Genomic DNA, 17553 nt, shown 5'->3' with positions numbered 1-17553 from the left:
TGGGGGGGGCGGCCCCCCCCCCCCCGGGGGGGGGGGGGGGCGGGGGGGGCCCCCCCCCCCCCCCCCCCGCCACCCCCTGTGGCCTTGCGTCCCAGGTACTCCCGGTCAGGCCTTGATGGAGCCCACCACGTCGCCGGTCACCGATTCGGGCATGCGGTTGGCGATGTCCCCGATCGAGATGATGCCGACGAGGCGGCCCTGGTCGATCACCGGAAGCCGGTTGATCTGGTGCTCCTTCATCTTCGCCATGGTGTTGTCGACGTCCTCGTTCGCGTCGGCGAGGATGAGGTGGCCCTGCGGCATCTGGTCGACCGTGTAGGTCTCGGGGTCGTGGCCCTTCGCCATGACCTGCAGGACCAGGTCCCGGTCCGTGACCATGCCGTGGAGCTTGTCGTCGTCCGCGCCGCAGATCGGCATCGAGCCGACGTCGAGCTCGGCCATCATCCTGGCCGCATTGGCGGCGGTGTCGTTGCTCTTGATGCAGGTGCACCCCGTGTGCATGAGGTCGCGTGCGGTTGCCATGCTGCTCGTCTCCATTCGTTGAGCCGTTGTCACGAGTATCGTTCGCGTCGTTCTCCCTTGCGGCGTTTTGCAGGTTCTGGTGCGGGCCTCAGACCACGAGCCGCTGCACGGCCCGCACGATCGCGGCCGAGTCGATCCCGGCCGAGGCCAGCTGCTCGGCCGGCCCGGCCGAACCGGGCATGCCGCGCACCGCCAGCTTGCGGAAACGCACGTCAGGGACCTGCCCGGCCACGGCGTCGAGGACGGCGTCGCCCAGACCCCCCACCGGCCAGTGGTCCTCCACCGTCAGCACCCGGCCCGTCTCCGCCGCGGCCTGGCGAATCGCCGCCGCATCGAGCGGCTTGATCGAGTACGCGTCGATGACGCGCACCGGAATGCCCTCGTCGGCGAGGCGCTCGGCCGCGCCGAGGCTCTCGGACACCGTGATCCCCGCCGCGACGATCACGGCCCGGTCGTGCGCCGAACCGACCAGCGTCCTGCTCCCGCCCACCGGGAACAGCTCGTCGCCCCGGTAGATCACCGGCGTCTCCGCGCGCGTGGTGCGCAGGTAGCTGATCCCCGGCAGGTCCGCCATCGTCGCGGTCAGATGCGCGGCCTGGTTCGCGTCGCACGGGTACAGCACCACGCTGCGCCACAGCGCCCGGAACATCGCGAGGTCCTCCAAGCCCATCTGGCTCGGCCCGTCCGCACCGATCGACACGCCCGCGTGCGAGCCGACGACCCGCAGGTCCGCGCCGCCGATCGCGGCCATCCGCAAAAAATCGTGGGCGCGCGTCAAGAACGCGGCGAACGTCGACGCGTACGGGATCCACCCCTGCGACTGCAACCCGACCGCCGCGCCGATCATTTGCTGCTCCGCGATGTAGCACTCGAAGAAGCGGTTCGGGAACGCCTTCCTGAACGCGTCCGTGCGGGTCGAATCGGCGACCTCCCCGTCCACGACCACCACATCGGGATTCGCATCGCCCAGCGCCTCCAGGGCCACACCGAAACCGTCCCGGGTCGCGGCGCTGCCGCCCACCGGGAACGACGGATGCGCCATCGGCAGCGACGGGCGCGAACGGCGCGGCTCGCTCGACCGGGGCGGGTTCACCCGGACGCGCGCCCCCCGCACGCCCCCGAGCTCCACGACCGCCTTCTCCGACTCCGCAAGCGGCTTGCCGTGCAAGCCCTCCTTGTCCTCCGCGGCGGCCACGCCCTTGCCCTTGCGGGTCTTCGCCAGGATCGCCGTGGGCACGTCCTGGCGCGCGGCCTCGGCGTACGCCCTGTCGATCGCGACCGGGTCGTGCCCGTCGATCTCGACCGTGTGCCAGCCGAACCCGCCGATCTGCGACGCGTACGCCGCCGTGTCCCACTCGTAGCGGGTCGGCCCCGTCTGACCCAACCGGTTCACGTCCACGATCGCGCACAGGTTCCCCAGGCCGAAGTCCGCGGCCGCCGCGAACGCCTCCCACATGGAACCCTCCGCGATCTCGCCGTCCCCGCACAGCACCCACACCCGCGCGGGCGAACCCGACAGGCGCGCACCCAGCGCCATCCCGACCCCGATCGGCAGCCCCTGTCCCAGCGACCCCGTCGCCACGTCCACCCACGGCAGACGCGGCGTCGGATGGCCCTCCAGGTCGGAGCCGAGCTTGCGGTAGGTCAGCAGGTGCTCCTCGTCGATCGCGCCCGCCGCGTGCAGCATCGCGTACAGCAGCGGCGAAGCGTGCCCCTTGGAGAACACCAGCCGGTCGTTCCCCGGCAGGTGCGGATGCTCGAAGTCGTAATGCAGGTGCCCGGTCAGCAGGCCCGCCATGAGGTCGGCGGCCGACATCGACGACGTCGGGTGCCCCGACCCCGCACGGGCCGACGCGCGCACCGCGTCCACGCGCAGCTGCTGTCCGAGCTCGGTGATGTCGCTTGCGCGGGCCTCGATGACGCTCACGGCTCCTCCTGAATGTCGGGTGCCTGGACGCCAGGACTACCCGTGCTCACCGCCCCGAAACCGGTGTCGCGACGCGGCTCCCGGGTACCCGAGCACTGCGGCGCCACATGGACGCCGCGACGCGCCGCCCCGCCTGAGGATGCCCATAGGCGGGCGGGCGGCGCGCCTGTGAACCCTGGCGAAGGAGGCGCGACGATGAACTCGCATCCGATGTCCACCACCGGACACCACTGGTGGGAGGCCGAACGGCGGCGCACGACGGCGATCCAGGACGGCGCCGCGGGAGTGGGCCTCGTGTTCGTGGTGATCGGCGTACTCGGGTTCCTGCCGGGCATCACCCAGAACTTCTCCAGCATGACCTTCTCGGGCGCCGACTCCGAGGCCGAGCTCTTCGGGATCTTCCAGGTCTCGGTCCTGCACAACCTCGTGCACCTCGTCATCGGCCTCCTCGGCCTCTTCATGTCGTGGTTCGTGAAAGCGGCCCGCTGGTACCTCATCGGCGGCGGCTTCCTGTACCTGCTGCTCGCCGCCTACGGGTTCCCCGTGAGCGACCACCACGCGGGCAACTTCCTGCCCGCGAACACCGCCGACGACTGGCTGCACCTCGTCCTCGGCGTGGGCATGATCGTGCTCGGCCTCCTCCTGCACACCAAGCTCCCCAAGGAGAGCGAGGCCCGCGGCGAAGGCGACTTCGGCGAGACCAACCGCGGCGCGGCCCGCTGACCGCACGCACGGAACGGCGCCTCGGGACGGATTCCCGAGGCGCCGTTCTCATATGGTGCTCCACCACCCGGCACGGCAGCCCTCTACGACCGCTCCGGCCGGCGGGAGTCGCCCGCAAGACCTGCTTGCCGGAGATGGCTACCCGGGGGCCACGGAAGTATGCGCGCGCCCCCGACCAGGGCCCCTCCCGGGCAAGCGAGGTTTCCTCCGAGGCGGGCGGGGAACCCGAACCACATCGCACCTGGCAGAAACCGGACACCGCGGAGGTGAGGGCATCATGCCGAAGGAGTGGAACAAGAAGGAAGAGCGCCAGTACAAGCACATCCGGGACCAGGCGGAGGATCGGGGCATGGGCCACGACCGAGCCGAGGAGATGGCCGCGCGCACCGTCAACAAGGAACGCGCCCGCAAGGGCAAGACCAAGACGGCCAGCCGCACCTCCACGGAGGACATGTCGTCCGCCAAACGCGGCGGGAAGCGCTCGCACTCCGGACCCAAGGGCCGCACCAAGGAGCAGCTCTACCAGGAGGCCCGCCGCAAGAACATCGAAGGACGATCCAAGATGACCAAAGCCGAGCTCCAACGCGCACTCCAGAAGCGCTCCTGAGCCCGGCGGAGAGAGGTGAGGACATGGAGGTCCGACACGACCCCGAGGCGCAGGCCATCCGCGCCGCCGAGCGCGAGCACGGCGGCGACTGGGCCGACGCCGACCGCGGCACCCGCGAACGCACCGGGCGCCGCAGCTGGGGCCGCCGCAACTGGGAAGAGCAGGACCGCTCGGTCGGCGCGATCGTCGGCGACCTGACGACCCAGGTGGCGCACCTGGCCCGCGTCGAAGCCCAACTGGCAGCGCGCGAGATCGGCGACAAGGCCAAGCGGGGCGCGTTCGGCGGCGGCATGTTCGCCCTCGCCGGCGTCATCGCCGTCTACGGCGGGGCGGCGCTGGCCCTCGCGGCGGGCATCGCGCTCGCGCTGGTGTGGCCGGCGTGGCTGGCCGCGCTCGTGATGGGCGTGGCGCTGCTGGCGGTCGCGGGGATCTTCGCGATGGTGGGCCGCGCCAAGATCCGCGAGGCCATGCCGCCGGTCCCCGACGAGACGATGGAGCACGCCCGGGAAGACGCCCGGGCCCTGCGAGGGAGGATGGACCGATGACCGGATGGACGGTGCCGCCGAGTGCGGCTGTCCCGCCCGGCGTAGGACTCGCGCCGCCTCCGGCGGTGGGCATGCCCTACGAGCCGGAGGACGAGCACCCCGAGGAGAACCTGGTGCGACAACACGACTGGGCCCTCCAGGACGCCGAGGCGGACCAGCACAAGTCCACTGCGGACTTGGAGAGGGACGCCGAGCGGACCCGGGAGCGGGTCAACGACTCCGTGCTGGAGCTGCGGTCGAAGCTCGGGCTCGACCCGGACGCCGCGCACGCGCACGGGCCGTTCGCGCCGATGCGGCGCCACCCGTTGACGGTGGTGGTCGCGGCGACCGGTGCGGCGGCCGCGGCGGTGGTCGGGGTGCACGTCATCCGCGATCAGCGCAGGACCTCGAAGGCCGCCCGTGAGGCGGCGCGCGAGGCGATCAAGGCGACCGAGCGCCGCCGCAAGGCGGCGCGCCAGGCCTCGCGCAAGCGCTGGGCCGCGGCGAAGGACGTCTTCGGCTCGGCCGCGACCACGGTGCAGAAGCAGCGCAAGAAGGTGATGCGCCGCCTCACCCACTGAGGCGACGCGCAGAGCAGCGGAGCGGCGGGCCATGGCCCGCCGCTCCGCCTTTGCGTCGGGGCTGGAGCGGGGGAGCAATGTGAACGGAGGGTCCCGGCAAATCGGACATCGATGGGTCCCCTGCATCAACCCTGACACGCGGGTGCGACAGCACCGGGTTGCGGTTGGGCGGCGGCCGAATGTGAACGGAGGGTCCAGGCAATTCGGACATCGATGGGCCCCCGGCATCAACCCTGACATGCCGGTACGACAGCCTGCAGCGTCGCAATGCCGACCTGCGCAAACGTGCCGCGGCCGAATCGGCCGCGGCACGTTCGCTCGTGGTCGGTCAGCCGGGCATGGTCTCGCCGCCCAGGGCCGCGATGACCTCGCCCGTGATGTAGGACGACATGCGGTTCGAGGCGAGGAACACGAACGAGGGCGCGAGCTCGTCCGGTTCGGCCGGGCGGCCCAGCGGCACCTGCTCCCCGAAGCCCTCGACGTGGTCCTCCGGCAGCGTGGACGGGATCAGCGGCGTCCACACCGGGCCGGGCGCGACGCAGTTGACGCGGATGTGCCGCGGCGCGAGCGCCTGCGCCATCGAGTACGTCCAGGCGATGATCGCGCCCTTCGTCGCCGAGTAGTCGATGAGCGTCTTGTTGCCGCGGAGGCCGTTCACGGAGGCGCAGTTGACGATCGCGTCGCCTTCGCCCATGTGCGGCAGTGCCGCCCTGGTCACGCGGTGGAAGCTGTGCATGTTCACGTTGAACGTGTGCTCCCACTGCTCGTCGCTGATGTCCTCCGGCCGCTCGACCGGGGTCTGCGTCGCGATGTTGTTGACCAGCAGGTCGAGGCCGCCGAGGGCCTTCACCGTCTGGTCGACCACGGCATTGCAGTGGTCGCGGTCCGCGAGGTCGCCCGGGAGCAGGACGCACTGGCGGTGCTCGGCCTTGACCAGTTCCGCGGTGCGCTGGGCATCCTCGTGCTCCTCGAGGTAGGCGATGGCGACGTCGGCGCCCTCCTTCGCGAACGCCACCGCCACGGCCCGCCCGATCCCGGAGTCGCCGCCGGTGATCAGCGCCCGGCGGTCCTTGAGGAGTCCGCGCCCCTCGTACCCCTCCATGCTGTCCTTCGGCTTCGGGGTCATCTCCTCGGTCTGCCCCGGAGGCTGCTGCTGCTGTCCCGGCTTGCCCATCGGCTCTTCCCTTCGGCTCCGCCCGGCCGCGGCTCGGCCGGTTCCGGAGCTGCGAATACCCGCCGCTGATCGCCCGTAATCCCGTACATTGTACGAACAATGCTGTACTGTGTACGACGTACGATGCACGGGATTCGCCGCGGGACCTCGATCACACTCGTCACCCGGCACCCGCTCCAAGTGCGCCGGAATCGATCCGGTATTTCCGGTTCGGGCTCCCGTTCACTGGACCGCTGCTGGTACCGAACGTGCGAATGCGTTAGGTTGTTGGGGATCCAATCCATGCCACGCCACCCTCACGCGGTGGAACAGCTGCATGTGAGCGGTCACTTTCTACTTAAGGACCTCGACGAACGAGTCGAAAACGAGCACCCCCAAAGGAGGCGCCATGACTGGCAGCGACAACGATGCCGTTGCTATCGGGATCGACTTCGGCACCCTGTCAGGCCGGGTCGTCGTCGCGTCGGTTGCCGATGGCCGCGAGCTGGCCAGTGCCGAGCACGTGTACGAGCACGGCGCGATCGAGGAGGCCCTCCCGGGCTCCGGCGTCCGCCTCGGCCGCAGCTGGGCGCTCCAGTCGCCCAAGGACTGGGTCGACGTGCTCCGCAACGCCGTGCCCGCCGCGCTCGCCGCTGCCGGTGTGAGCCCCGACCAGGTGGTCGGCGTCGCCACGGACTTCACCGCGTGCACGATCCTGCCGACCACCGCCGACGGCACGCCGCTGTGCGAGCTGGACGACCTCAAGGACCGCCCGCACGCGTGGCCCAAGCTCTGGAAGCACCACGCCGCGCAGGGCCAGGCCGACCGCATCAACGCCGTCGCCGCCGAGCGCGGCGAGTCGTGGCTGCCGCGCTACGGCGGCAAGATCTCCTCGGAGTGGGCCTACGCCAAGGGCCTCCAGCTCCTGGAGGAGGACCGCGAGGTCTACGACCGCGCCGAGCGCTGGATCGAAGCGGCCGACTGGATCGTGTGGCAGCTGTGCGGCCAGGAGACCCGCAACTCCTGCACCGCCGGCTACAAGGGCATCGTGCAGGACGGCGAGCGCCCCTCGCGCGAGTACCTGGCCGCCCTCAACCCCGACTTCGCCGACTTCAACGCCAAGATGGAGCACCCGCTCCTGCCGCTCGGCGACAAGGCCGGCGAGCTCACCGCGCAGGCCGCGGAGTGGACCGGCCTGAACGCCGGCACCGTGATCGCCGCCGGCAACGTCGACGCGCACGTCACGGCCGCCTCCGCGAAGGCCGTCGGCCCCGGCCAGATGGTCGCCATCATGGGCACCAGCACCTGCCACGTCGTCAACGGCGAGAACCTGACCGAGGCCCCGGGCATGTGCGGCGTGGTCCGCGACGGCATCACCAAGGGCCTGTGGGGCTACGAGGCCGGCCAGTCCGGTGTGGGCGACATCTTCGCGTGGTTCACCAAGAACGGCGTCCCCGGCGAGTACACCGCCGCGGCCGACGAGCGCGGCATCTCGATCCACCAGTACCTGACCGAGCTCGCCGAGCAGCAGGCGGTGGGCCAGCACGGCCTCGTCGCGCTCGACTGGCACTCGGGGAACCGCTCCGTCCTGGTCGACCACGACCTGCACGGCGTCATCCTCGGCATGGGCCTGCAGACCAAGCCCGAGGACATCTACCGTGCGCTGGTGGAGGCCACCGCGTTCGGCACCCGCATGATCGTCGAGACCCTCGTCAAGGCGGGCGTCCCGATCGAGGAGTTCGTCGCCGCGGGCGGCCTGCTGAAGAACCGGTGGCTCATGCAGACCTACTCGGACGTGCTGCGCATGCCGATCACGGTCCTCACCTCGCAGCAGGGCCCGGCCCTGGGCTCGGCGATCCACGCCGCCGTCGCGGCGGGCGCCTACCCGGACATCGTCGCGGCCGCGGAGGCCATGGGCAAGGTCGAGCGCAACGCCTACGTCCCCGACGAGGCCCGCGCCGACGCCTACGACGAGCTGTACGCCGTCTACGAGGAGCTGCACGACCACTTCGGCCGCGGCGGCTCCCGCGCGCTGCACACGCTGCACAAGATCGCCACGGAGGCAACGAAATGAGCTTCAAGACGACTCCGGCCGTCGAGGAGATGAAGGTCAAGGTCTGCAACCTGCACGCCGAGCTCCTGCGCTGGGGCCTGGTGACCTGGACCAGCGGCAACGTCTCGGGCCGCGTCCCGGGCACCGACCTCATCGTCATCAAGCCGAGCGGCGTCTCCTACGACGACCTCGTGCCCGAGCTCATGGTCGTGACCGACCTCGAGGGCAAGATCCTCGACGGCGAGCTCGCGCCGTCCTCGGACGCGGAGAGCCACAACGTGGTCTACCAGCGGATGCCCGAGGTCGGCGGCGTGGTCCACACGCACAGCCCGTACGCGACCGCGTGGGCCGCGCGCGCCGAGCCGATCCCGTGCGTGATCACGGCGATGGCCGACGAGTTCGGCGGGGAGATCCCGCTGGGCCCGTTCGCGCGCATCGGCTCCGACGCCATCGGCAAGGGCATCGTCGAGACGCTGCAGGGCCACCGCTCCCCGGCGGTCATCATGCAGAACCACGGCGTGTTCACCATCGGCAAGGACCCGAAGGCCGCCGTGAAGGCCGCCGTCATGGCCGAGGACGTGGCGCGCACCGTCCACATCTCGCGCCAGCTCGGCGAGCCGGTCCCGATCCCTCAAGCGGACATCGACAAGCTCTATGACCGCTACCAGAACGTCTACGGCCAGCAGCCGTCCTCCAAGGAGCAGTAAGCAATGGAAACCAAGGAACTCTGGTTCGTCACCGGCAGCCAGCACCTGTACGGCCCCGAGGCCATCGAGCAGGTCGCCCAGAACTCGGCGGACATCGTCGCCGGGCTCGACGGCGCCCCCGCGATCCCGGTCAAGGTCGTCGCCAAGCCGGTGCTGACCACCCCTGACGAGATCCGGAAGGTGCTGCTGGAGGCCAACGCCTCGGACTCGTGCATCGGCGTGGTCGCCTGGATGCACACGTTCTCGCCCTCGAAGATGTGGATCTCCGGGCTCGGCGTGCTGCAGAAGCCCCTGCTGCACCTGCACACGCAGCACAACCGGGACCTGCCGTGGGCCGACATCGACATGGACTTCATGAACCTGAACCAGGCCGCCCACGGCGACCGCGAGTTCGGGTACATGCTGACGCGCATGCGCCACCGCCGCAAGACCGTCGTGGGCCACTGGGCCGACGAGCAGGTCCAGGAGCGGGTGGGCAGCTGGGCGCGTGCCGCGCTGGGCTGGAACGAGGTCCAGAACCTCAAGCTGATCCGCTTCGGCGACAACATGCGGTATGTCGGCGTGACCGAGGGCGACAAGACCGAGGCGCAGATCCGCCTCGGCGTCGAGGTGAACACCTACGGCGTGAACGAGCTCGCCGAGCGGGTCGCGACCATCGAGGACAAGGCCGTCGACGACCTCGTGAAGGTCTACGAGGCCGACTACGACGTGGTGCCGGAGCTGCGCGCGGGCGGCGACCGCCACGAGTCGCTGCGCGACGCGGCCCGCATCGAGCTGGCGCTGCGCTCGGTCCTGGAAGAGCACGGCGCGAAGGCGTTCACCGACACCTTCGAGGACCTGGGCGCGCTCAAGCAGCTCCCCGGCATCGCGGTGCAGCGCCTCATGGCCGACGGCTACGGCTTCGGCGGCGAGGGCGACTGGAAGACCTCGATCCTGGTGCGCCTCATGAAGGTCATGGCCACGGGTCTTGAGGGCGGCACGTCCTTCATGGAGGACTACACCTACAACCTGGGCGCGGAGTCCCCGCAGATCCTCGGCGCGCACATGCTCGAGGTCTGCCCGACGATCGCCTCGGAGAAGCCGAAGGCGGAGATCCACCCGCTCGGGATCGGCGGCAAGGAGGACCCGGTGCGCCTGGTCTTCACCGCCCCGCCCGGCCCGGCGATCTGCGTGGGCATGATGGACCTCGGCACCCGGCTGCGCTTGGTGGCCAACGAGGTCAACACCGTCGTGCCCGACGAGGACCTGCCGAACCTGCCGGTGGCGCGGGCCGTGTGGGAGCCGCTGCCGGATCTCCAGACCTCCGCCGAGTCCTGGCTGACCGCGGGCGGACCGCACCACACCTCGTTCACGCAGGCGTACGGCCGCGAGGTCCTGGAGGACTTCGCCGAGATCGCCGGCATCGAGCTGGTCGTTATCGGCGAGGGCACCAACGCCCGCGAGTTCAAGCAGGAACTCCGCTGGAACCAGGTCTACCACCACCTCGAGGGCGGCATCTAACAAGTTCGTCTAGCAACAGCCGCCGGGTGGCGGGGCCGCTGGGCCCCCCCCCCCGGCGGCTGTTTCACGGATGGTCCAGCCGGGAAGCGACTCGAGGCGGCAGGACCTTCTCAGGATCTACGGCCCCACTGATCGATGCCAGGACGAACAGCTGAACGTTCGTATCCACGTGGTGCCTTGCCCGAAGTTCCTTGAGCTGCCGCCGGATCGAGACCGGGCTGATGCCCAGCGCATCTCCCTCGGGTAGCCTCAAATGGCTCTGAGTCCAGATTGTTCTTGGGATGAGTCATGTCGAGCTTTAGAATCCTTGTTCCGGCCATGCTCGTAGTGACACTGGTCGGCTGTGCGAGCGGTTCAGGGTCAATTGATAGACAGGCTGCTGAGGCAGTCCTACTGGCCAACAACAACGCCGATACGGCGATTGAAGAGGCCCTTGATCGAGTCGCCAGGGTCTGCATGGAGGAACAGGGCTTCGAGCTTCATCCTCCGGAACTTGAGTTCGAAGTCGATCAGGATATGAAAGCCTGGCTGGGGCAGAGCGTCTTGACTAAGCCAGATCTCTCGCTGCCTCCCGTTGAGATTTACGGAATCGGATTGGAGTCGGGAGTCGACACCACCTTCGTTGAAATCGAGGATGACGGAGACATCAGCTATCTGGAAGAGCCGAGCGAATTTGATCAACAGTCTATTGCGGATCAAGAAGCATACTTTGCAGCGTTCTACGGGTCTTCGGAGATGACGCCCGAGACTATAAACCTGCCTGAGCTCGGAGAGGTTGAACGTGCAGGAGGTGGATGCCTGCGGCGGGCTGAAGACACTCTGGCGGATGGAAACTACCCAGACTTTCTGGTGCATGCGGGACTTGCCGGTGCGCGAGGGGGAACCGATTGGGAGCAGGACGAACGGGTCTTCGATGCTCGGATTGAGTGGTCGATCTGCATGGAAGCTGCAGGATTCGAATATGACGAACCGTTCAGCATCTACATGGATCTCGGTATGCAGGTGGGCGGTTACCAGCAGAGCGCAATCCAGGCTGGAGATGCCGAGCGGCAAGCGCTGGAGAAAGAATTCGATGAGATCATTCTATCGGTTGCTGCAGTAGATGCGGTTTGCCACGAGGAAACAGGTCTCGAGGGTATTCAATCCGATGTCTACTGGGAATACATGATCGAATATGTGAGCGCCAATGAAGAGGAGTTCTTCGCCTTCAAGGAGCGCACCGATGAGATGCTCAGCTTGGCTCAAGACATTATTGCGGCTGGCCGGCTACCGTCCTGAACGGTTCCGCAGGGAATTTCGAAGCCAGTCAGGATCCAGGATCCCGTCCCAGGCGATCTCGGCGGCGCCCGTCAGCGGACCCGCCGCTCCTACCGTGCCCGCGAGGATCTGCGGCGGCTCGTCTCGGCGGAACGCCATCAGCTGCTCGCGGCAGGCGTCCTCGATCAGGTTGCGTCGCAATCGGATCAGGTCCACGCCGAGCCCTGAGAGGCTGATCGCCTCCGGATCGAGGGCGTTCGCGAGTGCCCCGAGCCCCTTGCCGAGCGCCGCCGCGTTCTCGTCCAGCGCCGCCACCGCCTCCGGTTCGCCGTCTTCGGCGCGGCGCAGGATCTCCTGCGCCAGTTCGCGTCCCGTGCCGTAGCCCGGCTGCTTCCCGAATCGCCGCACGAGCGCGTTCGCACCGACGTCGAGGCTCCAGCAGCCGCGCACGCCGCACATGCACTCCAGTGTGGACCCGGTGAGCGGCATGTGTCCGAACTCGCCGGCGATGTTGTGCGCCCCGCGCTGCGCGTCCCCGGCGAGCAGCAGGGTGCCGCCGATGTCGAAGTCGATGTGGAAGTGCATCGCGGTGCCCATGCCGCGCAACGCGCCCCGTCGTGATTCGGCGAGCCCGGCGAGGCGGGCGTCGTTGTCGATCACGGCGGGCGGCCAGCCCGCGCCGAGCACCGAGTCGAGCTCGACCTCGTCCCAGCCGAGGTGCGAGATGTGGAGCCGGTGGCCGTCGCGGATCGGGCCTGAGGTCGCGAAGCCGAGCATCGCCAGTCGCGGAGTGTCGTGGCGCGCCACGGCCGCGCGGATCTCGTCGAACACCGCCGGGGTGCGGTCGTGTTCGCCGGTCTCGAGTTCGGTGGCCGCGCCGCCGAGTTCGACGGCGGCGAGCGTCCAGGTGTCCTCCCGGAAGTCGACCGCGAGCACCAGGGGCCCTTCGGGGTGCGGTACGAGCAGGGTCGTGGGTCGCCCGCGTCCGCCGGTCTCGGCCGGGACCTCGTGGAGGAGCCGGGCCCGCTCCAACTCGCCGACGAGGGCGGCGGCGGTGTTGCGGCCGATGCCGAGCAGCCGGGCGGCTTCGGCCCTGGTGAACGGGGCGGCGGCGTCGTGGACGGCGCGCAGCAGCCGGACCTGATTGCGAATGCGGAGGTCGGCGCTGGTCATCGTCTGGGGCATGCAGGGATTATGCCAGCCGCACCGAAATTTTTGTGTCTGGCTCGAACATAATCCTTGACGGGACGGCCGGGCTCTTGTTATGTTCGTGACGAGAACAAAAATGGCGGGTCGTCACCGGACCCGCCTCCGTCGCGACCGCAAGGACCACAACGGCTGTGCCCACCGCAACGAACACCCTGGACCCGCTGGTCCTGCGCCGCGCCCGCATCGGGCTGCACGGCGCCTTCGCCACCTCCGGCTTCGTCATGGGCGCCTGGGCCGCCTCACTGCCCGGCATCGACGCCCGGCTCGGCCTCGGCGAGGCGAAGCTCGGCACCGCGCTCCTGCTCATCCAGCTCGTCGGCCTCGGCGCTATGGTCCTCGCCGGGCGCATCGCCGACCGCGTCACCAGCCGCAGACTGCTCCTGTGGACCGCCCCCGCCACGCAACTGGTCCTCATCGCACCCGCCCTCGCCCCGAACTACACGACGCTCCTCGCCGCCGCCGCGCTCTACGGCATCGGCGTCGGCTTCATCGAAGTCGGCATCAACGCCCACTCGGTCGAGCTCGAGCAGCGCTACGGCCGCCCCATCATCTCCGCGTTCCACGGCCTCTGGAGCCTCGGCAGCGCCCTCGCCGGCGCCGTCACGGCCCTCGCCCTGGGCATCGGCTTCGGCGGTCAGGGCGTCCTCGTCGCCGTCGCCCTCATCAGCGCGGTCGCCATGGCCGCCTGCACACGTCCGCTGCTGCCGCCACCGGGTCGAGACAACTCCGGCGGCAGCAGCGGAGCCCCCGTCCGCCGCATCGGCGCGCTGCTCCTCGCCGCCCTGTTCGTCCTCGGCCTCGGCGGCCACCTCATCGAGTCCGGCGCGATTGACTGGGCGAACCTCCACGCCGCCAACGCCCTCGAAGCCGACGCCGCGCTCGCACCCCTCTCGTACACCGTCTTCGCCGTCGCCATGACCGTCTTCCGGCTCTTCGGCGACCCCATCCGCGCCAGACTCGGCCCCGGCCCGACCCTCCTGTGGGCCGGCACCCTGGCCTTCGCCGGGTACGTCCTCGTCCTGGTCTCGGATGCGGCCGGCGGCCTCCCCCTCGCCTGGACCGGATGGCTCCTCGCCGGCAGCGGCATCGCCATCATCGTCCCGGTCCTGTTCAGCGCTATCGGACAAGCCGGCGGCACGCCCTCCAACGTCGCGCTCATCTCCATGTCCGGCTCCGCCGGGCTCCTCATCGGCCCCGCCGCGATCGGGTACATCGCCGAGGCCACCACCATCACGACCGGACTCCTCGTCCCCACCGTGCTCGCCGCCTTCGCGGCCTTCGCCGGACCGCTCACCCTCCACCGCCTCTTCAAGGACCGCGCCACGGAACCGCACGCCGACAAGGCGACCGCCTCCACCCCCGCCTGACCGGCGCGGCGCACCTCACGCGCGGACCCGTCGCCACCGCGAGGGGTCCGCGCGTATAGTTGCCAGCGCAGAAGGGGAGTAGCTCCCAACGCTGCGGTCGACATACTGGTCCCACTCGGCTCGCCGAGACCGGACCCGGCCGCACGGCCTCGGATCCCGGGGCGAGCGAGACCTTCGACCAAGGCCGTACGGCCGGGTCGAGGTCCGCGACTGCCCTCCTCCCGGCGTGAACACTGGGAGGATCACCCTCAATGGACGCATTGCTCATCGCCGCAGGCATCGCCTTCGGCGCCGTCTTCCTCGGCGAGATGGGGGACAAGAGCCAGCTCATGGCCCTCACGTTCGCCACCAAGTACCGGATGCGAACCGTCATCCTCGGCCTCGTGATCGCCATCGGCGCACTCATCGGCCTCTCCGTCGGCGTCGGCGCCGCCGTCGGCAACCTCCTCCCCACCGACTGGATCCGCCTCGCCGCCGCGGTCATGTTCATCGGCTTCGGCCTCTGGGGCCTCAAACCCGAGAAGGACGACGACGAGGACGACGGCCCCATCAAGGAACGCGGCACCGGCCTGCTCACCATCGTCACCGCCATGTTCCTCGCCGAATTCGGCGACAAGACCATGCTCATCGCCATGGGCATGGGCTCCAGCTACAACCCCTGGGGCGTCTGGATCGGCGGCACCGCCGGCATGCTCGCCGCCGACCTCCTCGCCGTGTTCGCCGGCGCCTGGATCGCCAAACGCATCCCCGAGAAGGTCGTCCGCTACGTCTCCTCCGGCCTGTTCCTCGTGATCGGCGTCCTGCTGGCCATCGAAGCCGTCACCGCCCTCGCCGACTAAGCTGGCGTTCATGCCGAAACCGGACGCGAACGAGGACACCGCCGTCATCTACACCGACGGGGCGTGCTCCGGCAACCCCGGCCCGGGGGGCTGGGGCGTCTACTACCAGTGGGGTGCGCACGAGAAGGAGCTCTACGGAGCCGAGAAGGCCACCACCAACAACCGCATGGAGCTCATGGCCGCCATCCAGGCCCTGGAGACCCTCAAGCGGCCCATGGACGTCGTGCTCTACACCGACTCCTCATACGTGCGCAACGGCATCACCACCTGGATGAACGGCTGGAAGCGCAACGGCTGGATCAACTCCAAGAAGGAACCGGTCAAGAACGCCGACCTGTGGCGCCGCCTCGACGAGGCCGCCGCCCGCCACAACGTCGACTGGCGCTGGGTCAAGGGCCACGCCGGCGACCCCGGCAACGAACGCGCCGACCGCCTCGCCTGCAAAGGCCGCGACGAAGCCGCCGGACGCCGCTTATTCCCGCCGCGCCGCGTCCCACACCGCGACCGGCCCCCACTCCCCAGCCACGATGAGAATGGAACAATCACCACTATGAGCGACCAGGTACCGTCACGATTCTCCGGAGGCGTCGACCTCAGCACCCTCGCGGCCGCCGCACAGCAGCAGGCCGCGCAGGCGCAGCAGGGTGGCCTCCCCGGCAGCGGCGTCCTCGCGATCGACGTCACCGACGCGACCGTCCAGACCGAAGTCCTCGAGCGCTCGCTCGACGCGCTGGTCATCGTCGCCTTCTGGGCCGACCAGGTGCCCGAGAGCCTCCAAGTGCGCGACATCCTGCAGCGGCTCGCCGCCGAGGCCGGCGGCGCGTGGGTGCTCGCGAAGGCCGACGTGCTGCAGAACCAGCAGCTCGCCGCCGCCCTCCAGCTCCAGTCGCTGCCCGCCGTCGTCGCGCTCGCCCAGGGCCGCCCGCTCGACCTGCTCCAAGGACCGCAGACCGAGCAGGGCCTGCGCCAGTGGATCGGCCGCGTCACGCAGGCCGCCGGCCTCGACGTGCCCCAGCCGCTCGACCCCGAGCTCGCCAACGCCGAGAACCTCATGGTCGAAGGCCAGCTCGACGCCGCCGAGGCCGCCTACGACAAGTACCTCAAGAACCACCCGGCGTCCGGCGAGGCCGAAGCCGGGCTCGCGCAGGTCCGGATGCTGCGGCGCGTGGGCGCCCTGCCCGACAACGCCGTCGCCATCAGCGACGCCGACCCGGACAACATCGACGCGGCCCTCGCCGCCGCCGACCTCCAGCTCCTCTCCGGCCAGGCCGAGGCCGCCTACGAGCGGCTCATCGCGCTCGTCGCCAAGAACTTCGGCGAGGACCGTGAACGGCTGCGCAAGCGCCTCGTCGAGCTGTTCACCGTCGCCGGCGTCGACGACCCGGCCGTCGCGAAGGCCCGCCGCAAACTCAGCGCCGTCCTGTTCTAACCGATAGACCACCGCCGCAAGGCGACCCGAACCTCCGCGCCACCTCGTGACGCGGAGGTTCGGCCGTTCGGTGGACCGCCGGAGCTGGTGCCGGGGCCGTCCGCTGTGACAAGCTAACGAGGCCGGTGCCTTGTGGGAGGTGAGCGTTGCCAGCGACTCGATCAAGACGCATCGCGGTCCTCGACGCGCCCTCCAACCTCGGACTGCGCCCGCCGACCCCCAGCACCGTCCCCGGCTGCGCCAAAGCCCCCGGCGCGCTCCGCGACCACCGCCTCCTCTCGCGCCTCAACGCCGTGGACGCCGGATGCCTCACCCCGCCGCGCTTCGACGCCTCCGCGTGGCGCCCCGGCGACGGCGTCGGCCAGGCCAAGGCCATCGCCGAGTACACGCGGCGCCTCGCCGACCGGGTCGAACGCCTGTGGCAGGAGCGGCGCTTCCCGCTCGTCCTCGGCGGCGACTGCTCGATCCTCCTCGGCCCCGCGCTGGCGGCGCGCAGGCGCACCGAACGCGACCGCCGGGGCCGCGGTCTGGTCTTCATCGACGCGCACTCCGACTTCCGCCACCCCGGGAACTCGCAGTACGTGGGCGCGGCGGCGGCGGAGGAACTGGCCCTGGCCACCGGCCGCGGCCAGCCCGATCTCACCGACATCGGCGGGCTCCGCCCTTATGTCGACACCGACCACCTCGTGGTGCTCGGTCTGCGGGCCGACGACCCGCACCGGGTCGAGCTCGAGGCCTCCGGTGTCGCGATGCGCACGGTGCCCGCGCTGCGCGCGAACGGCGTCGGCCGCTCGGCGGAGTGGGCGCTGGACTCGCTGGGGGACGTGGCGACGTTCTGGCTCCATGTTGACACGGACGTCCTCGACCCCTCAGTGATGCCGGCCGTGGACGGCCCGGCACCTGGCGGCATCTCCCTCGGTGAGCTGAGCCAGCTCATCACCACCTGTGCCGCCGACGACCGCTGCGCAGGCATGGACCTCACCGTTTTCGACCCCGATTACGACCCGGACGGCCAGTACGCGAAGGCCCTCACGGACCTCCTGGTCGAAGCGCTCCAATAAGGACTCACGGGTCGAGATCGCCGCACTGCCGCCTCAATTCGATCGCCGCTCTACTGTGCGCGGTTGGACGAGCGCTGAGGCAAGGCGGGTCAAA

General features: G+C 69.9%; 16 protein-coding genes and 1 pseudogene. 13 read left to right on the top strand and 4 right to left on the bottom strand.

Features of this window, described 5'->3' with window-relative positions; all coding sequences use genetic code 11:
• Nucleotides 1–105 precede the first annotated feature (105 nt).
• Together QWI33_RS01990 and QWI33_RS01985 are read right to left on the bottom strand one after the other, a co-directional pair.
• Nucleotides 106–522 carry a CBS domain-containing protein gene (locus QWI33_RS01990; protein ID WP_289954338.1) on the bottom strand — a complete coding sequence of 139 codons (417 nt, stop codon included), beginning with the start codon at nt 520–522 and terminating at the stop codon, nt 106–108.
• 88 nt (nt 523–610) lie between these two features.
• Nucleotides 611–2449 (bottom strand): transketolase, encoded by a 1839-nt coding sequence (locus tag QWI33_RS01985; protein WP_289954337.1) that lies wholly within the window; start codon nt 2447–2449, stop codon nt 611–613.
• A 195-nt stretch (nt 2450–2644) separates the two neighbouring features.
• Here QWI33_RS01985 and QWI33_RS01980 point away from each other — a divergent pair, with 195 nt between their 5' ends.
• The 4 genes from QWI33_RS01980 (at nt 2645) to QWI33_RS01965 (ending at nt 4884) form a co-directional block, all read left to right on the top strand.
• Nucleotides 2645–3172 (top strand): DUF4383 domain-containing protein, encoded by a 528-nt coding sequence (locus QWI33_RS01980; RefSeq protein WP_289954335.1) that lies wholly within the window; start codon nt 2645–2647, stop codon nt 3170–3172.
• Between the two features lie 277 nt (nt 3173–3449).
• Nucleotides 3450–3779, top strand: coding sequence for a plasmid stabilization protein (locus QWI33_RS01975; RefSeq protein ID WP_289954333.1), 330 nt, complete (start codon nt 3450–3452; stop codon nt 3777–3779).
• 23 nt (nt 3780–3802) lie between these two features.
• Nucleotides 3803–4324, top strand: coding sequence for a phage holin family protein (locus QWI33_RS01970; RefSeq protein WP_289954331.1), 522 nt, complete (start codon nt 3803–3805; stop codon nt 4322–4324).
• A complete protein-coding gene (locus tag QWI33_RS01965; protein ID WP_289954329.1) occupies nt 4321–4884 on the top strand; it encodes a hypothetical protein in 564 nt (187 codons plus the stop codon). Before QWI33_RS01970 ends, QWI33_RS01965 begins: the two co-directional genes overlap by 4 nt.
• 328 nt (nt 4885–5212) lie before the next feature.
• Here QWI33_RS01965 and QWI33_RS01960 read toward each other — a convergent pair whose 3' ends face one another.
• The gene (locus QWI33_RS01960) at nt 5213–6058 is read right to left on the bottom strand and encodes an SDR family oxidoreductase (RefSeq protein ID WP_289954327.1); all 846 of its coding nucleotides are present in this window, start codon (nt 6056–6058) and stop codon (nt 5213–5215) included.
• A gap of 388 nt (nt 6059–6446) precedes the next feature.
• Between QWI33_RS01960 and araB the strand changes: the two genes are divergently transcribed.
• From araB to QWI33_RS01940, 4 genes are all read left to right on the top strand, one after another.
• Nucleotides 6447–8111, top strand: a complete 1665-nt coding sequence (gene araB / locus QWI33_RS01955; RefSeq protein ID WP_289954325.1) for a ribulokinase — start codon at nt 6447–6449, stop codon at nt 8109–8111.
• Nucleotides 8108–8797, top strand: a complete 690-nt coding sequence (locus QWI33_RS01950) for an L-ribulose-5-phosphate 4-epimerase (protein WP_270114225.1) — start codon at nt 8108–8110, stop codon at nt 8795–8797. The genes araB and QWI33_RS01950 overlap by 4 nt, the downstream gene beginning before the upstream one ends.
• A 3-nt stretch (nt 8798–8800) precedes the next feature.
• Complete coding sequence (gene araA / locus QWI33_RS01945; RefSeq protein WP_289954319.1) at nt 8801–10297, top strand: L-arabinose isomerase; 1497 nt, start codon at nt 8801–8803, stop codon at nt 10295–10297.
• Nucleotides 10298–10615: 318 nt separating this feature from the next.
• The gene (locus tag QWI33_RS01940) at nt 10616–11575 is read left to right on the top strand and encodes a hypothetical protein (RefSeq protein ID WP_289954318.1); all 960 of its coding nucleotides are present in this window, start codon (nt 10616–10618) and stop codon (nt 11573–11575) included.
• Here QWI33_RS01940 and QWI33_RS01935 read toward each other — a convergent pair.
• On the bottom strand, nt 11564–12739 hold the full coding sequence (locus QWI33_RS01935) for an ROK family transcriptional regulator (RefSeq protein WP_289954317.1): 1176 nt from the start codon (nt 12737–12739) through the stop codon (nt 11564–11566). The genes QWI33_RS01940 and QWI33_RS01935 overlap by 12 nt on opposite strands.
• A 155-nt stretch (nt 12740–12894) precedes the next feature.
• On the opposite strand from QWI33_RS01935, the gene QWI33_RS01930 reads away from it, so the two are divergent.
• The 5 genes and pseudogenes from QWI33_RS01930 (at nt 12895) to QWI33_RS01915 (ending at nt 17459) form a co-directional block, all read left to right on the top strand.
• Nucleotides 12895–14130: an MFS transporter gene (locus QWI33_RS01930; protein WP_289954314.1), complete on the top strand. Its 1236-nt coding sequence runs from the start codon at nt 12895–12897 to the stop codon at nt 14128–14130.
• Nucleotides 14131–14381: 251 nt separating this feature from the next.
• Nucleotides 14382–14969 (top strand): TMEM165/GDT1 family protein, encoded by a 588-nt coding sequence (locus tag QWI33_RS01925; protein WP_289954313.1) that lies wholly within the window; start codon nt 14382–14384, stop codon nt 14967–14969.
• 10 nt (nt 14970–14979) lie between these two features.
• Nucleotides 14980–15435, top strand: a pseudogene (gene rnhA / locus QWI33_RS29295) (ribonuclease HI); the annotation flags it as partial.
• Between the two features lie 84 nt (nt 15436–15519).
• Nucleotides 15520–16398 (top strand): co-chaperone YbbN, encoded by an 879-nt coding sequence (locus tag QWI33_RS29290; RefSeq protein WP_353895374.1) that lies wholly within the window; start codon nt 15520–15522, stop codon nt 16396–16398.
• A 146-nt stretch (nt 16399–16544) separates the two neighbouring features.
• Entirely contained in the window at nt 16545–17459 is a 915-nt protein-coding gene (locus QWI33_RS01915) for an arginase family protein (protein WP_289954309.1), read from the top strand.
• The last annotated feature ends 94 nt before the right edge of the window (nt 17460–17553 follow it).

It is taken from the genome of Glycomyces tritici, from assembly GCF_030403505.1.
The sequence above is the reverse complement of the archived record's forward strand: the minus strand, read 5'-3'. Positions and strand labels throughout refer to the sequence as shown.